Origin of the sequence: Pseudomonas sp. BR20 (genome assembly GCF_050780135.1) — a bacterium.
Classification (GTDB): domain Bacteria; phylum Pseudomonadota; class Gammaproteobacteria; order Pseudomonadales; family Pseudomonadaceae; genus Aquipseudomonas.
Genome location: NZ_CP172012.1, coordinates 5489709 through 5511311, shown reverse-complemented (window position 1 = coordinate 5511311; position 21603 = coordinate 5489709). Strand labels below are relative to the sequence as shown.

19 protein-coding genes and 2 pseudogenes are annotated in these 21603 nt (G+C 59.7%); 13 read left to right on the top strand and 8 right to left on the bottom strand.

Features of this window, described 5'->3' with window-relative positions:
• Positions 1-102 precede the first annotated feature (102 nt).
• Both ACHPFG_RS25445 and ACHPFG_RS25440 read right to left on the bottom strand, forming a co-directional pair.
• A pseudogene (locus ACHPFG_RS25445) lies at positions 103-285 on the bottom strand (hypothetical protein); the annotation flags it as partial.
• Positions 281-665 (bottom strand): annotated as a pseudogene (locus tag ACHPFG_RS25440) (chemotaxis protein); the annotation flags it as partial. The pseudogenes ACHPFG_RS25440 and ACHPFG_RS25445, both read right to left, overlap by 5 nt.
• Before the next feature lie 190 nt (positions 666-855).
• On the opposite strand from ACHPFG_RS25440, the gene ACHPFG_RS25435 reads away from it, so the two are divergent.
• On the top strand, positions 856-2334 hold the full coding sequence (locus tag ACHPFG_RS25435) for a helicase HerA-like domain-containing protein (protein WP_431703522.1): 1479 nt from the start codon (positions 856-858) through the stop codon (positions 2332-2334).
• 4 nt (positions 2335-2338) lie between these two features.
• On the opposite strand, the gene ACHPFG_RS25430 is transcribed toward ACHPFG_RS25435, so the two are convergent.
• The gene (locus ACHPFG_RS25430) at positions 2339-2794 is read right to left on the bottom strand and encodes a DUF721 domain-containing protein (RefSeq protein ID WP_027605525.1); all 456 of its coding nucleotides are present in this window, start codon (positions 2792-2794) and stop codon (positions 2339-2341) included.
• Between the two features lie 294 nt (positions 2795-3088).
• On the opposite strand from ACHPFG_RS25430, the gene secA reads away from it, so the two are divergent.
• The 3 genes from secA to ACHPFG_RS25415 all read left to right on the top strand — a co-directional run bounded on the left by secA (position 3089) and on the right by ACHPFG_RS25415 (position 8128).
• Positions 3089-5824, top strand: coding sequence for a preprotein translocase subunit SecA (secA, locus tag ACHPFG_RS25425; protein WP_431700744.1), 2736 nt, complete (start codon positions 3089-3091; stop codon positions 5822-5824).
• Between the two features lie 123 nt (positions 5825-5947).
• Entirely contained in the window at positions 5948-7165 is a 1218-nt protein-coding gene (gene argJ, locus ACHPFG_RS25420) for a bifunctional glutamate N-acetyltransferase/amino-acid acetyltransferase ArgJ (protein WP_027605527.1), read from the top strand.
• Between the two features lie 18 nt (positions 7166-7183).
• Positions 7184-8128 carry a Nudix family hydrolase gene (locus ACHPFG_RS25415; protein WP_431700743.1) on the top strand — a complete coding sequence of 315 codons (945 nt, stop codon included), beginning with the start codon at positions 7184-7186 and terminating at the stop codon, positions 8126-8128.
• 128 nt (positions 8129-8256) lie between these two features.
• Here the strand turns inward: ACHPFG_RS25415 and ACHPFG_RS25410 are convergent, their stop codons facing one another.
• Genes ACHPFG_RS25410 through ACHPFG_RS25400 form a run of 3 tightly spaced genes read right to left on the bottom strand, consistent with a single transcriptional unit; the run spans position 8257 to position 11835 of the window.
• Positions 8257-8835 (bottom strand): cob(I)yrinic acid a,c-diamide adenosyltransferase, encoded by a 579-nt coding sequence (locus ACHPFG_RS25410; protein ID WP_184743942.1) that lies wholly within the window; start codon positions 8833-8835, stop codon positions 8257-8259.
• Positions 8836-8837: 2 nt separating this feature from the next.
• Positions 8838-10871, bottom strand: a complete 2034-nt coding sequence (locus ACHPFG_RS25405; RefSeq protein ID WP_145337862.1) for a sensor histidine kinase — start codon at positions 10869-10871, stop codon at positions 8838-8840.
• A 46-nt stretch (positions 10872-10917) separates the two neighbouring features.
• A complete protein-coding gene (locus tag ACHPFG_RS25400) occupies positions 10918-11835 on the bottom strand; it encodes a putative 2-dehydropantoate 2-reductase (RefSeq protein WP_431700742.1) in 918 nt (305 codons plus the stop codon).
• Positions 11836-11958: 123 nt separating this feature from the next.
• Between ACHPFG_RS25400 and ACHPFG_RS25395 the strand changes: the two genes are divergently transcribed.
• Both ACHPFG_RS25395 and ACHPFG_RS25390 read left to right on the top strand, forming a co-directional pair.
• Complete coding sequence (locus tag ACHPFG_RS25395) at positions 11959-12444, top strand: YajQ family cyclic di-GMP-binding protein (protein ID WP_053135814.1); 486 nt, start codon at positions 11959-11961, stop codon at positions 12442-12444.
• Between the two features lie 136 nt (positions 12445-12580).
• The gene (locus ACHPFG_RS25390; protein ID WP_431700741.1) at positions 12581-13423 is read left to right on the top strand and encodes a mechanosensitive ion channel family protein; all 843 of its coding nucleotides are present in this window, start codon (positions 12581-12583) and stop codon (positions 13421-13423) included.
• A gap of 188 nt (positions 13424-13611) precedes the next feature.
• Here the strand turns inward: ACHPFG_RS25390 and ACHPFG_RS25385 are convergent, their stop codons facing one another.
• Positions 13612-14910 carry an OprD family porin gene (locus tag ACHPFG_RS25385; RefSeq protein ID WP_098478850.1) on the bottom strand — a complete coding sequence of 433 codons (1299 nt, stop codon included), beginning with the start codon at positions 14908-14910 and terminating at the stop codon, positions 13612-13614.
• 745 nt (positions 14911-15655) lie between these two features.
• On the opposite strand from ACHPFG_RS25385, the gene ACHPFG_RS25380 reads away from it, so the two are divergent.
• Both ACHPFG_RS25380 and ACHPFG_RS25375 read left to right on the top strand, forming a co-directional pair.
• Positions 15656-16081: an HIT domain-containing protein gene (locus tag ACHPFG_RS25380; protein ID WP_431700740.1), complete on the top strand. Its 426-nt coding sequence runs from the start codon at positions 15656-15658 to the stop codon at positions 16079-16081.
• Between the two features lie 3 nt (positions 16082-16084).
• Positions 16085-16291: a SlyX family protein gene (locus tag ACHPFG_RS25375; protein ID WP_027605535.1), complete on the top strand. Its 207-nt coding sequence runs from the start codon at positions 16085-16087 to the stop codon at positions 16289-16291.
• A gap of 69 nt (positions 16292-16360) precedes the next feature.
• On the opposite strand, the gene ACHPFG_RS25370 is transcribed toward ACHPFG_RS25375, so the two are convergent.
• Entirely contained in the window at positions 16361-16963 is a 603-nt protein-coding gene (locus tag ACHPFG_RS25370) for a cold-shock protein (RefSeq protein WP_005790922.1), read from the bottom strand.
• A gap of 429 nt (positions 16964-17392) precedes the next feature.
• On the opposite strand from ACHPFG_RS25370, the gene ACHPFG_RS25365 reads away from it, so the two are divergent.
• The 5 genes from ACHPFG_RS25365 to ACHPFG_RS25345 all read left to right on the top strand — a co-directional run bounded on the left by ACHPFG_RS25365 (position 17393) and on the right by ACHPFG_RS25345 (position 21553).
• Positions 17393-17866, top strand: coding sequence for a Dps family protein (locus tag ACHPFG_RS25365; protein WP_003193874.1), 474 nt, complete (start codon positions 17393-17395; stop codon positions 17864-17866).
• 179 nt (positions 17867-18045) lie between these two features.
• Entirely contained in the window at positions 18046-18387 is a 342-nt protein-coding gene (locus ACHPFG_RS25360) for a ribbon-helix-helix domain-containing protein (protein ID WP_431700738.1), read from the top strand.
• 179 nt (positions 18388-18566) lie between these two features.
• On the top strand, positions 18567-18788 hold the full coding sequence (locus ACHPFG_RS25355; protein ID WP_010208103.1) for an FmdB family zinc ribbon protein: 222 nt from the start codon (positions 18567-18569) through the stop codon (positions 18786-18788).
• Positions 18789-18895: 107 nt separating this feature from the next.
• Positions 18896-20671 (top strand): aspartate--tRNA ligase, encoded by a 1776-nt coding sequence (gene aspS / locus ACHPFG_RS25350; RefSeq protein WP_131697891.1) that lies wholly within the window; start codon positions 18896-18898, stop codon positions 20669-20671.
• A gap of 135 nt (positions 20672-20806) precedes the next feature.
• The gene (locus ACHPFG_RS25345; protein ID WP_027605539.1) at positions 20807-21553 is read left to right on the top strand and encodes a YebC/PmpR family DNA-binding transcriptional regulator; all 747 of its coding nucleotides are present in this window, start codon (positions 20807-20809) and stop codon (positions 21551-21553) included.
• The last annotated feature ends 50 nt before the right edge of the window (positions 21554-21603 follow it).

Sequence of the window (21603 nt, the reverse complement as noted above, 5' to 3'; positions counted from 1 at the left end):
AGGATAGATGTTCGATCGGGATAGGTGTCGCTGCAGTCGTCAGCTGGAAACGGGTCAGATGTGGGAGCAGGGCTGCTCCCACAAGGTTTTTTACAGTGTGTGTCAGATCCGGAAGCTGCCCACCAGCTGTTTCAACCGCGCCGCCTGCTGTTCCAGGTCGGCGCAGGCGCGCAGTGTCGACTGCAGGTTTTCCACGCCTTCCTGATTGAGGGTTTTGATCTTGGTGATGTCCATGTTGATCGACTCCACGACCGAGGTCTGCTCCTCAGTGGCGGTGGTCACCGAAGTTCAGTGCCCCGATGTTGTCCACCAGGGTCTGCAGGCTCAGGTCGCCGCGGACCACACCGATGCTTTGGCTATCTTGGTGCTGGGGGGGCGATGGAGATTCAGGGTTTCTGCTCCAGCAGGCTGGCAACCGCACCAGGTTCAGGGTTGATGGCGATGTTCTGTGCGGCGTTTTCTACCAGCGCGATAAGTCAGGTCAGCCAGGTCTGGATACTGTTGGCGGTGACGTCGCCCATCTCGGGCAGGTAGCTATTGAGGTCGTCGCGTATCGCATTACGTTGCAAATAGTCGTTACAAAGGGTGAACAGCGTAAATGCGGCGATGACGATACGGGAGGCTGCAAGCAGGATTTTATGGCTGAAACGCAGATTTTTATTTATAGCTTGAAGGGTCCGCTAAGGTCTTAATATCCGAGGCGCGTCCTTGTGGAATACGCGGGAGGGTAGCGTCAAAAAAGTTTGATATTTCCGTTGGTCCCTGTAGGAACTATCTGAGCGTTTTTTAGACTTTGTAGGTCTCACATCTGTCTTATAGACCTGGCGACACTAAAGATTAACCATGGGTGACGAAATGCCTGACTCCACGCAACTCCTTATCGGTGCCGGTCTTGACGGCCAGCCCATTGCCCAGGCCATGCGCCTGGCCAACCGTCACGGGTTGATCGCCGGCGCCACGGGCACGGGCAAAACGGTCACATTGCAACGCCTGGCCGAAGCCTTCAGTGATGCGGGCGTGGCGGTATTTGCGGCTGATATCAAAGGTGACCTCTGTGGCCTGGGTGCCGCCGCCAGCCCCCAGGGCAAGGTGGCCGAGCGTATCGCCGGCATGCCTTTCCTTAATTACACGGCCAAGGCGTACCCCGTGACGCTGTGGGACATCCACGGGCAGTCCGGTCATCCGCTGCGCACCACCATCAGCGAAATGGGTCCGTTGTTGCTCGGCAGTTTGCTGGAACTCACCGATAGCCAGCAGTCGGCCCTTTACGCGGCGTTCAAGGTGGCGGATCGCGAGGGCCTGTTGCTGCTGGACCTCAAGGACCTCAAGGCTCTGCTCAACCACCTGCGCTATCACCCGGAGTTGCTCGGCGAAGACGCGGCGCTGATGACTACTGGCTCCAGCCAGGCGCTGTTGCGGCGTCTGGCAGTATTGGAGCAGCAGGGCGCCGAGGCCTTGTTTGGCGAGCCGGCCCTGCAGCTTGAAGACATCTTGCAGCCCACCAGCGACGGACGCGGGCGTATCCATCTGCTGGACGCCAGCCGCCTGGTGCATGAAGCGCCGAAGGTGTACGCGACCTTCCTGTTGTGGCTGCTGGCGGAATTGTTCGAGCAACTGCCCGAGCGCGGCGATGCCGACAAACCGTTGCTGGCGCTGTTTTTCGACGAGGCGCATTTGTTGTTTGCCGACACGCCCAAGGCTTTGCAGGAGCGGTTGGAGCAAGTGGTGCGGCTGATCCGTTCCAAAGGGGTGGGGGTGTATTTCGTCACCCAGTCGCCGGGCGACCTGCCGGACTCCGTGCTGGCGCAACTGGGTTTGCGGGTCCAGCATGGCCTTCGGGCGTTCACCACGAAAGAACAGAAATCCTTGCGGGCGGTAGCGGACGGGTTCCGGCCGAACCCGGCGTTTGATGCTTTATCGGTGTTGACCGAGCTGGGCACCGGAGAGGCATTGGTGGGCACCTTGCAGGAAAAAGGTACGCCGGAAGTCGTCCACCGCGTACTGGTCGCGCCGCCGCAATCGCGAATCGGGCCGCTGAGTGCCGCTGAGCGCGCCACATTGGTGGCCAGTTCGCCGTTGCAGGGGCGCTATGACAAGCCGATTGATCGCGAGTCGGCCTACGAGGTATTGATGGCGCGCAAGGAGCTTGGACCCACCGAGGAGGCCAGGCAGTCCGACGAGGAGCCTAGCTTCACTGACAAGGCCGGGGCGTTTCTGGGAACCACCGCAGGCAAAGCGCTGAAATCCGCGATGCAGCAGGCCGCCAATCAGATGGGGCGTCAACTGGTGCGTGGCTTGCTGGGGTCTTTGCTGGGAGGTAGTAAGCGTAAGTAGCGGTTCAGGGTTTGGGCTTGCCATGGGCGGCCAGCCGCTCAAGTGCCGCGCGCAGGCCCGGATCGCTGATCCCGTCGGCCGTGGCCTGAATCGTCTCGGCCGCTGTCTCCGATAAATCCATCGTGTGGCCCGCCGCGCCTTGCTGCACGGTCGGCGGCTGCACCTTGAACTGGATGCGTGTCAAGCTGGCGAACTCATCGAATGCCATCAATTGACGTTGCAGGCGTTTTTGCTGATAGCGCAAGCGCGTCGCCCAGTGGCCATCTGTGACAATCAGCAGCAGGTTGCCTTCACGCCAGGACGCCACATGGCAGTGTTCACGGGCGGCTGGTTGCAGTTGGCTTTCGAGCAGGCGTTGCAAATGGCCCAAGCGTTGCGCATGGCCAAAGATGGCTTTCAACGGCTTGGCTTCGCGAAGCAACACGCTGGGCGCGCGGGCTGTAAGAGGGCGAAATGCCATGTTTGGACACCTTAAGTAACAGAGCGGCCATCTTAGCAGAAAGCGTCTGCGCGGCCCTGGGCAATGCATTGCCGGGACTTTATCCACAAAATCAATGAGCTCCACGGGTTGAAGTTCGCGCAAAAGCCCTTATTTTAAACAAGCCCTCTCACAGCCCCTTGCCCGCCTCGGGGAACAACGCCACTTTCCTCACCCACGATTCCGGGTAGAATGCGCGTTCGCATGCGGCCGTGAGGGCTGCTCGGGCCACTCACGGTGCGCCCTCCATCCCTATGTGTGGAAGAACCTGCCGATATGTTTGCGCCTTTGTTAAAGAAACTTTTTGGAAGCAAGAATGAGCGCGAAGTCAAACGCATGCTCAAGACGGTGCAGCTGGTCAATGCCTTCGAAGAGCAGATGGTTGCCCTTTCGGACGAGCAATTGCGCGCCAAGACCGAAGAGTTCAAGGCCCGCATAGCCAAAGGTGAAACCCTCGACAAGCTGCTTCCCGAAGCCTTTGCGGTTGCTCGTGAAGCCGGTAAGCGTGTCATGGGCATGCGCCACTTCGACGTCCAGTTGATCGGCGGCATGACCTTGCATGAAGGCATGATTGCCGAAATGCGTACCGGTGAAGGTAAGACCCTGGTAGCAACCCTGGGTGTTTACCTCAACGCACTGTCCGGCAAGGGCGTGCACGTTGTGACGGTGAACGACTACCTGGCTCGCCGGGACGCCAACTGGATGCGCCCGCTGTATGAATTCCTCGGCCTGACCGTCGGCGTGGTAACGCCGTTCCAGCCGCCGGAAGAAAAGCGCGCCGCCTACGCCGCCGACATCACCTACGGTACCAACAACGAATTCGGCTTCGACTACCTGCGCGACAACATGGCGTTCAGCATGGAAGAAAAATTCCAGCGCGAACTCAACTTTGCCGTGATCGACGAAGTCGACTCCATCCTCATCGACGAAGCCCGTACCCCGCTGATCATCTCCGGCCAGGCCGAAGACAGCTCACGCCTGTACACCGAGATCAACAAGTTGATCCCGCGTCTTGAGCAGCACATCGAGGAAGTGGAAGGCGTGGTGACCAAAGAAGGTCACTTCACCATCGACGAGAAGACCCGCCAGGTCGAACTCAACGAAGCCGGTCACCAGTTCGTCGAAGACATGCTGACCCAGATCGGCCTGCTGGCTGAAGGCGAGAGCCTGTACTCGGCCCACAACCTGGGCCTGCTGACCCACGTGTATGCCGGCCTGCGTGCCCACAAGCTGTTCCATCGCAACGTCGAATACATCGTGCAGGATGGCCAGGTCGTACTGGTCGACGAACACACCGGGCGTACCATGCCGGGCCGTCGTCTGTCCGAAGGCCTGCACCAGGCCATCGAAGCCAAGGAAATGCTCAACATCCAGGCCGAGAGCCAGACGTTGGCGTCCACCACCTTCCAGAACTACTTCCGCCTGTACAACAAGCTGTCCGGCATGACCGGTACCGCCGACACCGAAGCGTTCGAATTCCACCAGATCTACGGTCTGTCGGTGGTGGTCATCCCGCCGAACAAGCCGCTGGCCCGTAAAGACTTCAACGACCTGGTGTTCCTGACCGCCGAAGAGAAATACGCGGCGATCATCAACGACATCAAGGACGGCATGGCCCAGGGTCGTCCGATCCTGGTGGGTACCGCCACCATCGAGACTTCCGAGCACGTGTCCAACCTGCTCAACAAGGAAGGCATCGAGCACAAGGTCCTCAACGCCAAGTTCCACGAAAAAGAAGCCGAGATCATCGCCCAGGCCGGTCGCCCAGGCGCGCTGACCATTGCCACCAACATGGCCGGTCGTGGTACCGACATCCTGTTGGGCGGTAACTGGGAAGTGGAAGTGGCCTCGCTGGACAACCCGACCCCCGAGCAGATCGCCCAGATCAAGGCAGACTGGCAGAAACGCCACCAGGCCGTGCTGGAATCCGGTGGCCTGCAGGTGATCGCGTCCGAGCGTCACGAGTCCCGTCGTATCGACAACCAGTTGCGCGGTCGTGCCGGCCGTCAGGGTGACGCCGGTTCCAGCCGTTTCTACCTGTCCCTGGAAGACAGCCTGATGCGTATCTTCGCCTCGGATCGGGTGAAGAACTTCATGAAGGCCCTGGGCATGCAGTCCGGTGAAGCGATCGAGCACCGCATGGTGACCAACGCCATCGAGAAGGCCCAGCGCAAGGTAGAAGGCCGTAACTTCGACATTCGTAAGCAACTGCTCGAGTTCGATGACGTCAACAACGAACAGCGTAAAGTGATCTATCACATGCGTAACACGTTGCTGGCCGCCGACAACATTGGCGAGACCATCGCCGATTTCCGTCAGGACGTGCTCAACGCCACCGTCAGCGCCCATATCCCGCCACAATCGCTGCCTGAGCAGTGGGACGTCGCCGGTCTGGAAGCGGCGTTGAAGAGCGACTTCGGTGTCGACTTGCCGGTCCAGCAGTGGCTCGACGAAGACGACCACTTGTACGAAGAGACCCTGCGCGAGAAGCTCATGACCGAGCTGCTGGCCGCGTACAACGAGAAAGAAGAGCAGGCGAGTGCCGAAGCACTGCGCACCTTCGAGAAGCAAATCGTACTGCGTGTGCTGGACGACCTGTGGAAAGACCACCTGTCGACCATGGACCACCTGCGTCACGGTATCCACCTGCGTGGCTATGCCCAGAAGAACCCGAAGCAGGAGTACAAGCGCGAGTCGTTCACGCTGTTCTCCGAGTTGCTGGATTCGATCAAGCGCGATTCGATTCGCGTGCTGTCCCACGTTCAGGTGCGTCGCGAAGACCCGATCGAGGAAGAGGCTCGCCTGCGCCAGGAAGCCGAGGCACTGGCGGCGCGCATGCAGTTCCAGCACGACGAGGCACCGGGTCTGGAAGCGCCTGAAGTATTGGGTGAAGAGGTCGATGTGGTCCTGGCCCAGACCCCGGTACGCAATGAACAGAAGCTGGGCCGCAACGAACTGTGCTATTGCGGTTCGGGCAAGAAATTCAAACACTGCCACGGCCAGATCGAATAAGATTTTCGCCTGACGCTGCTACACCCCGCGCCGCGACCGGCCCCTGCCGTCGCGGCGTTTTGCCATTAATTTCACCGTCGATCACGACGGCACAGACATCACCTATTTTTAAGGAGCGCATTCATGGCTGTTGGTCTTGGTCCTTTGCCCACATTGCACCCGGTTGCCGGTTTTGAGCTCGGTATCGCTTCGGCCGGCATCAAGCGCCCAGGGCGCAAGGATGTGGTGGTGATGCGCTGTGCCGAAGGCTCGACCGTTGCGGGCGTGTTCACCCTCAACGCCTTCTGCGCCGCGCCGGTGATCCTGGCCAAGCAGCGTGTTGCCGGCTCGATCCGTTACCTGCTGACCAACACCGGCAATGCCAACGCCGGTACCGGCGAGCCTGGGCTGGTCGCCGCTGCGCGCACCTGCGCCAAGCTGGCCCAACTGGCCGGCGTGGACGCCAGCCAAGTGCTGCCGTACTCCACGGGCGTCATCGGTGAGCCGCTGCCGGTCGAGAAAATCGAAGGCGCCCTGCAAGCCGCGCTGGATGACCTGTCTGTGGATAACTGGGCAGCTGCCGCCACCGGCATCATGACCACCGATACCCTGCCAAAGGGCGCGAGCCGCCAGTTCGTGCACGACGGTGTGACGGTTACCGTGACTGGTATCAGCAAGGGCGCAGGTATGATCCGCCCGAACATGGCCACCATGCTTGGCTACATCGCCACTGACGCCAAGGTTTCCCGCGATGTGCTGCACAGCCTGATCCTGGACGGTGCCAACAAGTCGTTCAACCGCATCACCATTGATGGCGATACGTCCACCAATGACTGCTGCATGCTGATCGCCACCGGCCAGGCCAACCTGCCGGAAATCACCGAGGCCAGCGGCCCGCTGTTCGCGGCGCTGAAGCAGGCGGTGTTCGAGGTGTGCATGGACGTGGCCCAGGCCATCGTGCGTGACGGTGAAGGCGCGACCAAGTTCGTGACGGTTGAAGTCAACGGCGGCGGCAACCACCAGGAATGCCTGGATGTCGGCTACACCGTGGCCCACTCGCCGCTGATCAAGACCGCGCTGTTCGCCTCCGACCCGAACTGGGGGCGCATTCTGGCTGCCGTTGGCCGTGCCGGCGTGCCGGACCTGGACGTGAGCAAGATCGACGTGTTCCTTGGCGACGTATGCATCGCCAGCCGTGGCGCCCGTGCCGAGACCTACACCGAAGCCCAGGGCTCGGCGGTGATGCAGCAGGAAGAAATCACCATCCGCATTGAACTCGGTCGCGGTGAGTGCAGCGAAACCATCTGGACCACCGACCTGTCCCACGAGTACGTGAAGATCAATGCGGAATACCGCACCTGATAGAAGAGGATAAGCGCGGTGAGACGAGTGCATGTAGCAGCAGCGGTGATCCGCGGTGTCGACGGCAGGATCCTGCTGGCGCGCCGTGCCGATACCCAGCATCAGGGCGGCCTGTGGGAGTTTCCCGGTGGCAAGGTGGAGGCCGATGAGTCGGTCGCCACGGCCCTGTCCCGTGAGTTGCAGGAAGAACTGGGCATCCAGGTCACCACGGCGAGACCGCTGATCAAGGTGCAGCATGACTACCCGGACAAACAGGTATTGCTGGATGTCTGGGAAGTCTCGGCCTTTACCGGCGAGCCCCACGGTGCCGAGGGACAACCGCTGGAGTGGGTGGCCCCGCGCGATCTGCCCAACTATGAGTTCCCAGCGGCCAACGCGCCGATTGTGGCTGCTGCACGCTTGCCCGCCGACTACCTGATCACGCCGGGCGAGCTGGAAACGCCGACGCTCTTGCGCGGGATTCAGAAGGCTGTCGCCGGCGGTATCAAGCTGATCCAGCTGCGGGCGCCCAACGGTTACGACCCCAAATACCGCGATCTCGCGGTAGATGCGGTGGGCCTGTGCGCCGGTAAGGCGCAGTTGATGCTCAAGGGGCCGTTTGAATGGCTCGGGGACTTCCCGGCGGCCGGCTGGCATATGACCTCGGCCCAACTGCGCAAATATGCGAGCAAGGGCCGGCCGTTGCCGAAGGATCGCTGGTTGGGGGCTTCATGCCATAACGCGGAAGAATTGGCGTTGGCGGAATTGATGGACGTGGACTTTGTCACGCTGTCGCCGGTGCAGCCGACCCAGACCCATCCCGATGCCCAGCCGTTGGGCTGGGAGCAGGCAGCGGAGTTGATCCGTGGGTTCAGCAAACCGGTGTTTCTGTTGGGTGGGGTAGGGCCTGCGCAGCGGGAGCAGGCGTGGGAAGCCGGGGCTCAAGGTGTCGCAGGGATTCGGGCGTTCTGGCCTGAGGTTTGATGGTGCTCTGAAGGGCCCTATCGGGGTAAGCCCCCTCCCACATTCGACCGAGTTCCAACTTTGGAATGTGATCAAAATGTGGGAGGGGGCTTGCCCCCGATGAGGCCCTGTCAGTCAACGAATCATCATCAGTGTGGCTTTGCCGCCGCCTGCCACAACACTTCTGCAACACCCTGGCGCTTGGCAATCACCCGCGCGGCCACAAACAGCAAATCCGACAGCCGATTGATATACGCCAACCCCACCCCTTCCAACGGCTCGACAGCATTCAAATGCTGACAGCGCCGTTCGGCACTGCGCGCCAGGCTGCGGCATACATGGGCCTGGGCAATCAGCGCAGAACCACCAGGCAAGATAAAGTTTTCAAGCGGTCCGACTTCCTCGTTCCAGCGATCAATCGCCGCTTCCAGCCGATCAACTTCCGCCGCGTTCAGTGCCTTGTACTCCGGCATCGCCAACTCGCCGCCCAGATCGAACAATCGATGCTGGCAAGGCGTAAGCACCTCGATCACGTCCTGTAAGCCTGGATGCTGCCCGCCGAGGGCTTCGAGATACGCCAGCAGTAACCCCAACTGGCTATTCAGCGTATCGACCTCGCCGATGGCTTCCACCCGGGGATGGTCCTTGGGCACGCGGCGACCGTCGCCCAGGCCAGTTTCGCCTTTATCGCCGGTGCGGGTATAAATCTTCGACAGGCGAAAGCCCATGGTCAGTGCTCCAGTTGGGTGAGTTCGTAAGGTGGCAGTTGGCCCGCCAAGGGCAGGCGCAAGGTGAAGCAGGTGCCTTGGCCGAGGGTGGAATGCACTTCCATCTGGCCTTTGTGGTTGTTGGTGATGATGAAATACGACACCGACAGCCCAAGCCCGGTGCCCTGGCCGATTTCCTTGGTGGTAAAGAACGGTTCGAAGGTGCGTTTGCGCACGTTCTCGCTCATGCCGATGCCGTTGTCTTCCACTTGGATTTCCGCCCACGGCGGGTTAAGGCGCGTGCGCAGGATGATGCGCCCCGGTTCGCTGTCGTCTTCGCGCAGATGAATGGCCTGGGCGGCGTTTTTCAGCAGGTTGAGCAGCACCTGTTCCAGTTCGTTGGCCGTGCCGGGCACGGGGCCCAATTGCGGGTCGAACTGACGGATGATCGCCTGGCCCTTGAAGTCGAAGCCAATAGCCAGGTCAAAGTCGTTACCGGCGATTTCTACCGCCTGGTCGATCAGCGCCGGCAAGTCGCAAGGCGCCATCTGCCGGTTGCTGCGGCGGCTGAAGCTGAGCATGTGGGTGACGATTTTCGCCGCCCGCGCCCCTGCCTGTTGGATACCGTCGAGCAGTTGCGGCACTTCGCGGCTTTGCAGGTAGCGGTTGACCGTGCCCAGCTCAATGCCCACCTGTTCGGCATGCTCCAGGTTCTTGGGCAGGTCCGGGGACAGGCGACGGCGAATGTTCTGCACGTTATGCAGGATCGCCCCCAGCGGGTTGTTGATCTCGTGGGCCATGCCGGCAGCAAGCCCGCCGACGGACAGCATTTTTTCCGACTGCACCATCATTTCTTCCAGTGACAGGCGCTGGGTGATGTCGTCGATACGGATCACCACGCCGCGCCCGGCACCGCCCATCAGCGGATAGAAGGTCAGGGCGTAATGCTTGGGTTCGTCGTCTTTGATCCAGGTAACGCGTTCGATGCGTTCCACCGTGTGTTGCTCCACCGTGGCCTTGATCTGCGGCAGGTATGGCTTGAGCGGCTGGAAGGCGAGGTAGATCGGTTGATTCAGCGCTTCATCCAGGCGCGTGCCGGACAAGGCCGTGGCCTCCTGATTCCATTGGGTGACGTAGAGCTGTTCGTCCAGGGCGATCAGTGCCGAAGGCATCGAGTCGATGATGCTGTTCAGGTAGTTCTGGAAACCGGTGAGCTTTTTCTCGATCTTGCTGCGCACCTGGACTTCCAGCTCCAGCTTGCGGTTGGTGTGACGTGTCTCTTCGGCCAGACCTTGTGCCTGGTCGTAGGCCGCCTGGGAGTCGTCCCGCGCGCGCTTGAGCTGCTGCTCCCGGGCTTCGATGCGCGACAGCATCGTGTTGAAGGCTTCGGCCAGGCTGCCGATTTCGTCGCGGTTGCCCCGGCCGGCACGCAAGGCGTAGTTCTCTTCGCGGGTGACCTGGCGTGACAGCTCTTCGAGTTCATGGATCGGCCGGGTGATCAGGCGTTTGATCTGCCGGGCGATGATCAACCATAGCAGCACACTGAAAATCAGGATGCCCAGGCTCGCCGTCAATGTGCCGGTATAGAAAGCCACCGGCAGCTCACTGCTGGCCACCAGCAGCAGGTGACCGGACGGTTGGCCGGGGCGGGGCAGGGTGATGACCTGGTTACTGCGAAATTCGGTCACTCGCCAGGCTTCGATATGCCGGTAGTTGTCCGGCAGGTGCAGGCGATCGCCGTGTTGCATCTGCGCAAGGCGATTGCCTTCGCCGTCGTACAGGGCGGCGGCGCGCAGGGGCGAATAGCTGGTCAGTTCATTGAGCAGCGCATCAGCCTTGGCCGGGGATTCAAGGGCTTCGGCGGCGAGGGCCGGGTTGGACACCAGCCGGCCGATGGCCTGCAAGGCCTGGGGTGCCATGCTTTCCTGGGAGATCCAGTAGGCGGCACTGATAAAGGTCAGGTTGGCCACCAGCAGGACAGTGGTGAGCAGCACCAGCAGGGCGGCCAGCAATTTCTGCCCGACCGGTAGGTTTTCTAGACGCTGGCGCAGCGGCATCAGGGTTTTCCCAGGTGATAGACAGGCGGGCAGGGTAGCGCGTGGCTCAGTCGCTGGGCAATCCGCGTGCAAGTAACTGCTCGACCAGGCGCACTTGCAGTTGTTGCAAATGCGGCAGGCTCAATTGGTGACGGACGGCCGCCTGGCAAGCATAGCCCAACAAGTAGCTGATTTCGGTGCGGCGGGCATTGGCCACGTCCTGGTACATGGACGAGTAATTGGCAGCCGTGGCCTGGATCACCCGTTCTACTTCGTGCTGCAGATCCAGCGCGGCAGCGGGCTGGCCGCAGCATTCCAGCAGTTCGCCAAGTTCGGCGCACAGGGTAGCGATTTCACATTGATGGTTCTGCAGTTCGCCGTTGCGGCACTGGTAAAGCACAGTCAGCGGGTTGATCGCGCAATTGAGCGCCAGTTTGCGCCACAGGCGCGTCAGGATGTCGGTACTCCATTCGTGGGGGATGCCGGCAGCGTGCAGGTCATCCAGCCACAGCGGTGGGGTAGGGTGGCTCGCGTCCCCCAGCCAAGTGTAGCCGTGGCCGGCGAACACCACGCGCCAGTCACCGTCGCGAAACGCGCCTTCGGTGCTGGAGGCAAAAAGGCAGCGAGCCTGGGGCAGTTGCGCGGCCACAGCGTCCTGGCTGCCGAGGCCGTTTTGCAGCAGGATCAGCTCGGCGTCCGGTGCCAGGCGATGTTGCAGTTGTGCGACAGCGCCCTCGGCGTCGTAGGCCTTGCAGGCCACCAGCAGGCGATGAATCGGCTCGGGGCTGTCGGGTTTTTCGGCGAACACCGGGTAGGTATGGGCTACGCCCTGTTCCACCAGGGTCAAGCCGGGTGACGCCCGGTAGCTGGCCAGGCGCGCGGCATCGCGCAGGATCAACCTGACGGGCAAGCCGGCGCGAGCCAGGCGGGTGGCCCACAACGTGCCCAGGCTGCCGGCGCCGAGAATATGCCAGGTGGTCGACATCAGTTTTTGCTCCGTAGGGTCGCTCACAGTGAACGGGACGAAAGAACCGCTATAATGCCCCGGCATTTTAGCTCGGGCGCGCTCCATCTCTACTGAGCCCGCCCCTTATATTGGAGAAATCACATGCCTTCGTTCGACGTGGTATCTGAACTGGACAAACACGAAGTCACCAACGCCGTCGAGAATGCCGTCAAGGAGCTGGACCGCCGCTATGACTTGAAAGGCAAGGGCAGCTTCGAATTCAAGGAAAAGGAGCTGACCGTCAACTTGACCGCTGAAGCCGATTTCCAGCTGGAAGCGATGATCGAGATCCTCAAGCTGTCGCTGGTCAAGCGCAAGATCGACGCACAGTGCCTTGAAATCAAGGACGCCTACGCCTCCGGCAAGCTGATGAAGCAGGAAGCCGTACTCAAGGAAGGCATCGACAAGGAGCTGGCGAAGAAGATCGTCGCCCATATCAAGGATGCCAAGCTGAAAGTCCAGGCTGCCATCCAGGGTGAGCAGGTTCGCGTCACCGGCAAGAAGCGTGATGACCTGCAGGACGCCATTGCGGCCCTGCGCGCCAAGACCTTCGACATGCCGCTGCAGTTCAATAACTTCCGCGACTGATGGCACATTGGGGAACCTGCGGGCGTTTTCGACGTCCCACGCCCCAGAACCCGCGCCTGCAAATGAGCCCCACGGGGCTCATTTGCGTTTCCAGGCAGTCAATAAAGCCGCACATCCGCCACACAGGAGAAGCTACATGGATTTAAACGCTGAAATGGATCACTTGATCAAGACTTCGCAGTCGTGGATCCCGATGATCATGGAATACGGCAGCCGGGTATTGCTGGCGGTGATCACCCTGGCCATTGGCTGGTGGCTGATCAACGTTTTGACCCACCGAGTGGGCCGCCTGCTGGCCATGCGTAACGCTGATCTGGCGCTGCAGCACTTCATCACCAGCCTCGCGAACATCGCGCTGAAAGTCATGCTGATTGTCAGTGTGGCGTCGATGATCGGCGTGGCGACCACCTCGTTCGTGGCTGCCATCGGTGCCGCTACCCTGGCCATCGGCCTGGCGTTGCAAGGCAGCCTGGCCAACTTCGCCGGTGGCGTGCTGATTCTGTTGTTCCGCCCGTTTCGCATCGGTGACTGGATCGAAGCCCAGGGCACCTCGGGGACTGTCGACAGCATCCAGATCTTCCATACCGTGCTGCGTACCGGCGACAACAAGACCGTGATCGTGCCCAACGGCATCCTGTCCAACGGCATCATCACCAACACCAACCGTCAGCCGACCCGCAAGGTAGTGTTTGATGTGGGTGTGGACTACGAGGCCGATCTGCAAAAAGCCCGTGAAGTGCTGCTGGAACTGGCAAAAGACCCGCGCGTACTGACTGATCCTGCTGCAGTGGCCGTGGTGTCGACCTTGGGCGATAGCTCAATCACCGTTTCCCTGCGGTGCTGGACCAATACGGCGGATTATTGGGATGTGATGTTCATGTTGAACGAGCTGACACGAGATCGCTTGAAAGCGGCGGGTATCGATATTCCCTTTCCGCAGCGAGTTATTCGCGTGATGCAGGAAGCAACACCGAAGTAAACGAAAGAAGCGTGTTTAACTTGGCCGACAGGTCAGGTTAAACGTGTCACCTGAATCTCGTTAGTTAGCTTGCTAGTTATTATTTGTCGAAATAAAACTGCAATGAAAAAGCCGCTCCCTTGTAAGCAGGGGAGCGGCTTTTTGTTTAAGGCCGAGGCCTTAAGTCATCGTTGTAATTGAACCAGCAATTACAAGATGTTCAGCGGGTATTGTGCGATCAGGCGCAGTTCGTCGATGGACGAAGAACCGTAGTACACGCCGTCAGACGAGCGATAGGTCGCTTGGCGAATACGCAGGCTCAGATCTTTGGCTGGGCCGCTCTGGATCACGTATTTACCTTCGATGTCGCGTTCCCACTCTTTACCGTTCGACGTCGTGGCGGTGTTGGCGCCGCTACCGGTCACGTAACGAGTCATGAAGCTCAGGCCAGGAATGCCGAAGGTTGCCATGTTGATGTCGTAACGAGCCTGGTAGGACTTCTCGCCTTCGGCGTTGAAGTCGGAACGGGCAACGGAGTTGGCCAGGAACACTGTGCCGCCGCCGTCTACACCGTAACCGTAGTCGCCGTCGCCGGTAACCTTCTGAGCTGCCAAGGTAAAGGTGTGAGCGCCGATGGTGTAGGCACCTTGCAAGCTGAATGCGCGGTTGTCGAGCTTGGTACGCTGATCAAATGGCAGCGCGCTGTCTTTGGAAGCGCGTTGCAGGCCTTCGCCTTCGCTCTTGGTGTCGTAGATGTTGAAGTCCAAGGCGAACGACTGGTCGTCGCTAAGCGCATGGGTCCAGTTCAGGTTGCTGTAGTACTTGCGGAAGTAATCTTCGGTTTTCGCGTAGTACAGGCTGCCGGTGAACTCTGGGGTAAACGAGTAGACGCCGCCGACAAAGTCGGTCTTCGTCAGGCCCAGGCTGTCATGGTAGGTCTGGTTCTGCGCAACGCTGGAAGTGAAGTGACCGCCTTCCAGTTTCAGGCCCTTGATCTCGTTGCTGGTGATCGAGATGCCTTGTGGCAGCTCTGGCAGCAGACGGCTGTCATCGGACGCGAATACTGGAGCTGTGGTGTACTGGTCACCGATTTTCAGGACGGTATCGGAGATACGGAACTTAACGGCGCCACCGCCTTTGGAGTAATCGTCTTGTGAACGACCATCGGAGCCGGTTGGGAACAGACCGGTACCCGCACGACCCTTACCGCTGTCGAGCTTCACGCCCAACAGGCCGATTACGTCAACACCGACACCGATGGTGCCTTGGGTGAAGCCCGATTGGTACAGGGCGTTGAAGCCCAGGCCGGACTCTTCAGCGCGGCTTTGTGAGGTCGGGCCCGACGGGTTGTTACGGAAGTCGCGGCTGAAGTACAGAGCGCGAGTGTTAATGCTGAACGTACTGTCTTCAACAAAGCCCTTGGAATCGTCCTGGGCGGACGCCATTGCGAACTGCGAGGTGCCTGCTGAAACAGCCAGGGCGATCATGCTCCACTTCATCACGCGCATCGTGATTTGCTCCTTTGGTTTTAGGAAGAGTACTGCCGTCCCACCTGTATTTTTATCTGGGCGGCTCTTTCTTTTTTGTGTCGGCGCAAAGTTATATCACGCAGACTCTATTGACGATACTTACCCATCTTTCCTTTCAGCTTCTTTACGAGGCTGTCGTAAATTGCTAGCTCCATGTCGCAAATTCACAGTCCGAATGTAACGGGACTGACAACTTCAATGCTGTTTCCAAACGCCTTTCAGCGTTTGCCGTCTTCCTTGGTGCGCACTGAAACGCCACTGTTTGTTATCGCGAAACACTCACTTCCCTGCAGGTGCCGTTGTCGACGATATGGGGGTGAATGCAACAAGCGCGCCCAAACTGGTAACTGAATGTCATTTTTTCGTGAAAAACGTTACGGCGGTGTAAAAACCGCATAAGCACGGGCTTTTTACGCCGTTTGGTTTGAGCTTGACGCCCGTGTGTTACCTCTGTTGGGGGGTGCAAAAAAACGTTCCCAGAGACAAACGTTACCGGTCCACCCTCATGAGTGGGTAGTTGGCGGATCTCTTTGAAGCACAAGTGGGTCATTTTGGTGCATCCCGGTGAGGCCCGAGTTAGCGTAGCTCAATTATTCGCCTGCCTCGAAAGAGTGCGGTTTTTTTCTCGAGATGCGCCGGGGCTCTCCCGCATTCGCCGTGAAGCCGCGTGCATTCGAAGGTATGCTGGGCGCCAGAACTTGACCTGCCAAACGGAGTGCCCGTGGTGTTCGCCTTAGATCAACGCCTGCAACAAGACACACTGGTTATCGGGGACTTCCCGTTGTGCCGCCTGCTGCTGTCCAATGACTCGAATTACCCCTGGTTCATTCTGGTGCCACGCATCAACGGTATCAGCGAAGTGTTTCAGCTGGATGTCGCAGATCAACAAATCCTCTGGAAAGAAACTACGTTTCTGGCGCAGTTACTCAATGAAGGCCTGGGTGCCGACAAGATGAATATCGGTGCGCTAGGTAATGTCGTCAGCCAATTGCACGTGCATGTGATCGTACGCAAGCGTGATGACGCCGCCTGGCCGGCACCCGTGTGGGGCAAGCATCCGGCAAAGCCGTACACTGAAGAACAAGTGGCGGCCATTCGTGTGCGCCTGCGCGAGTTGCTGCCGGTCGACTTCATCTTTACCCAGGGCTGAATCATGGATCTGCAAGACCGCGTTACCGATCTGGAAAGCCGCCTGGCCTTTCAGGACGACACCATCGAAACCCTCAATGACATCCTGGTCGCCCAGCAGCGCGCGGTTGAACGCCTGCAACTGCAGATGACCGCGCTGCTCAAGCGTCAGGAAGAAATGGGTGGCCAGTTCGAGACGTCCGAAGAAGAGGCGCCGCCACCGCACTATTAATCCGAGTGCAATAAAAAACCGCGACCCAGCCAAGCTGGATCGCGGTTTTTTTTGCTGCGACGGCTGGAATCAGCGGCGCGGCAGGGCAGCGATCACGTCTTCGGCTTGCAGGCCTTTGTCGCGGTTCATGACGGAGAATTCCACGCGCTGGCCTTCCACCAGGACGCGATGGCCTTCGCCACGGATGGCCCGGAAGTGGACGAAGATATCGTCGCCCGAATCGCGGGAAATAAAGCCGAAGCCTTTGGAGGTGTTGAACCACTTGACGGTACCGGTATCCCGATTGGTCATGTCGTAGTTTTGCGACGCGGCCGCCGGGGACGAACGGTAGAAGCTGATGGCCAGATGAAGAACGATGGCGACCACAGCAATCACCAGGCTGAGCAGGATGGCCGGGTGGCCGCCGACTTCAGGCATAGGTGCCAGGAGGGTGAGGGTTTGTACGACAACGGTCAGTACCAGCAGCGCGCTGACCAGGTTTTGCAGTTGATGACGCGTGCCTTTGTTCCAGTAAGGGATTACCGGAGCGAGCGTCAGGTTAAGAAGGCCGAACAAGGCCAGGTACAGAGCGTCGTGTTGTTGCAGGTAGGGCAGGCTTTCAGGCTGCAGGCTCGGGATAAAGGACAGCAGCAACGCTGCAACGCCCGTTAGCAGGTGGACGATTTTCAACATTTTGATTAACTCACGTTAAGACGGATCACAAGGAAGAGCTGACTGGCACGGTTCGCTTCTGAACAATGGGAGGCGCTGGGCACGTGCGCGGGTATCAGCCTATGCCGCTTGCCGTGGAAATTAACGGCGGCGACACGCTGCCTATTTAACAGCAAAGGCCGTGCCTACTCAAATCAAGCATTTTCCGGGGTTGAAAGGGGCACGGCATTTCTGCGGGAAACGCTTGTCCTAGACATGTGCAGGTGTTTCAGGCGGCTTCAAAGGAAATTTCCTATGCGCCCTAAAGGCTTGTCCTGCAAGTGCTGATCGTTCGTGCAGGGGCGATTTGCCGCATCTCGCCCGAGGGTGTCGGGCTGCGTATCTCCGGCGCTCTTGCTAGAGTGGTCCTGCACCTGATCAATGAATGCTTGTCAATTGAAGGGGATAAACATGGCAATCGATATCGGTATCAGTGAAGAAGATCGTAAATCCATCGTCGATGGGCTTTCACGACTGCTTTCCGATACCTATGTACTGTACCTGAAGACCCATAACTTCCATTGGAACGTCACGGGCCCCATGTTCCGCACGCTGCACCTGATGTTCGAAGAGCAGTACAACGAGCTGGCGCTGGCGGTGGACTCCATAGCCGAGCGTATCCGTGCCCTGGGTTTCCCGGCACCGGGCGCCTATTCGATCTATGCCCGTCTTTCCTCCATCAAGGAAGAAGAGGGCGTACCCAGCGCAGAAGAGATGATCAAGCAACTGGTGGCGGGCCAGGAGGCGGTCACACGTACCGCACGCGGTATTTTCCCGTTGCTCGACAAGGTCAGCGATGAGCCGACCGCGGACCTGCTGACCCAGCGCATGCAGGTTCACGAGAAAACCGCGTGGATGCTGCGCTCTCTGCTCGAAAACCAGTAGCCGTCACCCGCAGTGGCGCTGTTATGGCGCCACTTGCTTGTTTCCACGCATTTCCTGGCGTTGTCCTACGCCTATCAACGCCCCGTCTTCTGGCTGCCTGCCTCGTCCTGCTGTCTTATAGGGCCACTGTCCAATGGGAGAACCCATGGGCTGTTGTTTGGCAATGGAGTGTCAGGTGTATGTCACGTGGAGTGGATATTGGAGTGATGGAAACCGGTGGTTTCCACAAGATAAACGTCGACCCCTTCGCCAAGGGTTTCGATATGGGGCTGGCCAAGCCATTGTCCCGATCGGTAAGGCTCAATGGGTTTTCCACTTGTCTTCGGCTTGAGCAGATCTATTGGAATATCCTCACGGAAATAGCCAGGATCAATGCCTGCTCTGTCAGTGCATTGCTGTCCTATGTCGATCGGGAAGTGCACTTGCGGTATGGAGGAGTGAAGAACTTCAGTGGGTTGGTCAGGGTGGTGTGTGTGGTTCATCTGTTAAAAGGCCGTGCTGCCTCACCGAGCCCTGAGTAATCGGCAGGCCCCGGGGCTGGTTCGCCGTCGAGGTGGACCAGGCTCCGGGCAGAAAGCCGGCTGCGCTGCCTTGATTTACCAGATATAATCCCGCGCTTTGCTGCTGCCGGGGCTTTCTCCCTCTGCTCTCTATCAAGAGCGGGCGCGGCACAGTAACGATCGATCGCCGAGACATCGCCATGCCCATGTACGACTATCAATGTGCTTCCTGTGGACATCAGTTGGAAGCCATCCAGAAGATCAGCGCAGCGCCGCTGGTCGATTGCCCTGCCTGCCAGGCGCCGGAGCTCAAGAAGATGTTGTCCATGCCGGGCTTCCGCCTGAGCGGCAGCGGCTGGTACGAGACCGACTTCAAGACCGGCTCGAAGAAGAACCTGGCGGGCGGCGACAAAGCAGACTGAGTTGAACTCTACGCGCAGGCTCCTGCATTATCCGTCCCCTGCTTTAATGTACGGTGACGAGGCAGGCCTCCACCGAATTTCGAATTACGAGAAGTGAAACCACTACCATGATGCGCAGCCACTATTGCGGCCAACTGAACGAGACCCTGGATGGTCAGGAAATCACCCTTTGCGGATGGGTTCACCGTCGCCGCGACCACGGCGGGGTGATCTTCCTCGATATCCGTGATCGTGATGGTCTGGCCCAGGTGGTGTTCGACCCGGACCGCGCCGAGAGCTTCGCCGCCGCCGACCGCGTGCGCAGCGAGTACGTCGTGAAGATCACCGGCAAGGTTCGCCTGCGTCCGGCCGGTGCCGTGAACGCGAACATGGCGTCCGGTGCAATCGAAGTGCTGGGCTACGAGCTGGAAGTACTGAACGAATCGGAAACCCCGCCGTTCCCGCTGAACGAATACTCCGACGTCGGCGAAGAAACCCGCCTGCGCTACCGCTTCCTGGACCTGCGTCGTCCGGAAATGGCCGAGAAGCTGCGCCTGCGTTCGCGCATGACCACCAGCATCCGCCGCTTCCTCGACGAGAACGGCTTCCTCGACGTCGAAACGCCTATCCTGACCCGGGCCACCCCGGAAGGCGCGCGTGACTACCTGGTGCCTAGCCGTACCCACGCCGGCAGTTTCTTCGCCTTGCCGCAATCGCCGCAGCTGTTCAAGCAACTGCTGATGGTGGCCGGCTTCGACCGTTACTACCAGATCGCCAAGTGCTTCCGCGACGAAGACCTGCGCGCCGACCGTCAGCCGGAATTCACCCAGATCGACATCGAGACCAGCTTCCTCGATGAAAAAGAGATCATGGGTATCACTGAGCAGATGATCCGCAACCTGTTCAAGGAAGTGCTGGACCTGGAGTTCGGCGAATTCCCGCACATGACCTTCGAAGAAGCCATGCGCCGCTACGGTTCCGACAAGCCAGACCTGCGTAACCCGCTGGAACTGGTGGACGTGGCCGACCAACTCAAGGATGTCGACTTCAAGGTGTTCAGCGGGCCGGCCAACGACCCTAAATGCCGCATCGCCGCCCTGCGCGTGCCTGGCGGCGCGAGCATGCCGCGCAAGCAGATCGACGACTACACCAAGTTCGTCGGCATCTACGGTGCCAAGGGCCTGGCGTACATCAAGGTCAATGAGCGCGCCAATGGCGTTGACGGCCTGCAATCGCCGATCGTGAAAAACATACCGGAAGCCAACCTGAACGTGATCCTGGATCGCGTCGGTGCGGTCGATGGCGACATCGTGTTCTTCGGCGCCGACAAAGCCAAGATCGTCAGCGAAGCCCTGGGCGCGCTGCGGATCAAGCTGGGCCACGACCTGGACCTGCTGACCTGCAAGTGGGCACCGATGTGGGTCGTCGACTTCCCGATGTTCGAAGAAAATGACGACGGCAGCTTCAGCGCCTTGCACCACCCGTTCACCGCGCCGAAGTGCTCGCCTGAAGAGTTGGAAGCCAACCCGGCAGGCGCGCTGTCCCGCGCGTATGACATGGTGTTGAACGGTACTGAGCTGGGTGGCGGTTCGATCCGTATCCACCGCAAGGAGATGCAGCAAGCGGTGTTCCGCCTGTTGGGCATCAACGAAGCGGAACAGGAAGAGAAATTCGGCTTCCTGCTCGACGCCCTGAAATACGGCGCGCCGCCCCACGGTGGCCTGGCTTTCGGTCTGGACCGCCTGGTAATGCTGATGACCGGTGCCCAGTCGATCCGTGAAGTGATTGCCTTCCCGAAAACCCAGAGTGCTGCGGACGTCATGACCCAGGCTCCAGGTGTGGTGGATGCCAAGGCGCTGCGCGAGCTGCATATCCGCCTGCGCGAGACGCCGAAGGCTGAGTAAGGCTGCGGCGTGAAAGCGCACTGAGGTTTACGCAGTCAAAAAAGGCGCATCTTCGGATGCGCCTTTGCGTTACAAGGGGTGTATCCCACCCAGGGTGGGGTTGATAAGGTTTCTAGAGAATTTCGGAGTTGTGTTATGGCTGGCCATTCCAAGTGGGCGAACATCAAGCACCGCAAAGAGCGTCAGGATGCCAAGAAAGGCAAGATCTTCACCAAGTGGATTCGCGAGCTGACGGTCGCTGCCCGCCAGGGCGGCGGTGACCCGGGCTCCAACCCGCGTCTGCGCCTGGCGCTGGACAAGGCTCTGGGCGCCAACATGAGTCGTGACATCATCGACCGTGCCGTGGCCCGTGGCGCGGGCGCTGCCGACACCGACGATATGGTCGAGCTGACCTACGAAGGCTACGGCCCAGGTGGCGTGGCAGTAATGGTCGAATGCATGACCGATAACCGCAACCGTACCGCCGCCGCCGTGCGTCATGCGTTCAGCAAGTGTGGCGGCAACCTGGGGACTGACGGTTCGGTGGCCTACCTGTTCGAACGCAAGGGGCAGATCTCCTTCGCGCCGGGTGTGGATGAAGATGCGCTGATGGAAGCGGCGATGGAGGCGGATGCCGACGACGTGGTGACCAATGAAGATGGCTCCATCGACGTGTTTACCTCGTTCGCCGGCTTCTACGCCGTGCGTAACGCCCTGGAAGCGGCCGGTTTCAAAGGCTCCGACGCCGAGATCGTGATGCTGCCAACCACCAGTGCCGAACTGGACCTGGACGGTGCGCAGAAGGTGCTGAAGATGCTCGACATGCTCGAAGACCTGGATGATGTGCAAAACGTGTACTCGAATGCCGACATCCCGGAGTCAGTGGCCGAACAGCTAGGCTGAAGAATGACGTAGATCCAAATGTGGGAGGGGGCTTGCTCCCGATGGCAATC

Bases quoted from the DNA above. Each gene is read 5' to 3' on its own strand.
- ACHPFG_RS25435 (WP_431703522.1), top strand. From the start codon at position 856: ATGCCTGACTCCACGCAACTCCTTATCGGTGCCGGTCTTGACGGCCAG.
- ACHPFG_RS25430 (WP_027605525.1), bottom strand. From the start codon at position 2,794: ATGGCATTTCGCCCTCTTACAGCCCGCGCGCCCAGCGTGTTGCTTCGC.
- secA (WP_431700744.1), top strand. From the start codon at position 3,089: ATGTTTGCGCCTTTGTTAAAGAAACTTTTTGGAAGCAAGAATGAGCGC.
- argJ (WP_027605527.1), top strand. From the start codon at position 5,948: ATGGCTGTTGGTCTTGGTCCTTTGCCCACATTGCACCCGGTTGCCGGT.
- ACHPFG_RS25410 (WP_184743942.1), bottom strand. From the start codon at position 8,835: ATGGGCTTTCGCCTGTCGAAGATTTATACCCGCACCGGCGATAAAGGC.
- ACHPFG_RS25405 (WP_145337862.1), bottom strand. From the start codon at position 10,871: ATGCCGCTGCGCCAGCGTCTAGAAAACCTACCGGTCGGGCAGAAATTG.
- ACHPFG_RS25400 (WP_431700742.1), bottom strand. From the start codon at position 11,835: ATGTCGACCACCTGGCATATTCTCGGCGCCGGCAGCCTGGGCACGTTG.
- ACHPFG_RS25395 (WP_053135814.1), top strand. From the start codon at position 11,959: ATGCCTTCGTTCGACGTGGTATCTGAACTGGACAAACACGAAGTCACC.
- ACHPFG_RS25390 (WP_431700741.1), top strand. From the start codon at position 12,581: ATGGATTTAAACGCTGAAATGGATCACTTGATCAAGACTTCGCAGTCG.
- ACHPFG_RS25385 (WP_098478850.1), bottom strand. From the start codon at position 14,910: ATGCGCGTGATGAAGTGGAGCATGATCGCCCTGGCTGTTTCAGCAGGC.
- ACHPFG_RS25375 (WP_027605535.1), top strand. From the start codon at position 16,085: ATGGATCTGCAAGACCGCGTTACCGATCTGGAAAGCCGCCTGGCCTTT.
- ACHPFG_RS25370 (WP_005790922.1), bottom strand. From the start codon at position 16,963: ATGTTGAAAATCGTCCACCTGCTAACGGGCGTTGCAGCGTTGCTGCTG.
- ACHPFG_RS25365 (WP_003193874.1), top strand. From the start codon at position 17,393: ATGGCAATCGATATCGGTATCAGTGAAGAAGATCGTAAATCCATCGTC.
- ACHPFG_RS25360 (WP_431700738.1), top strand. From the start codon at position 18,046: ATGTCACGTGGAGTGGATATTGGAGTGATGGAAACCGGTGGTTTCCAC.
- ACHPFG_RS25355 (WP_010208103.1), top strand. From the start codon at position 18,567: ATGCCCATGTACGACTATCAATGTGCTTCCTGTGGACATCAGTTGGAA.
- aspS (WP_131697891.1), top strand. From the start codon at position 18,896: ATGATGCGCAGCCACTATTGCGGCCAACTGAACGAGACCCTGGATGGT.
- ACHPFG_RS25345 (WP_027605539.1), top strand. From the start codon at position 20,807: ATGGCTGGCCATTCCAAGTGGGCGAACATCAAGCACCGCAAAGAGCGT.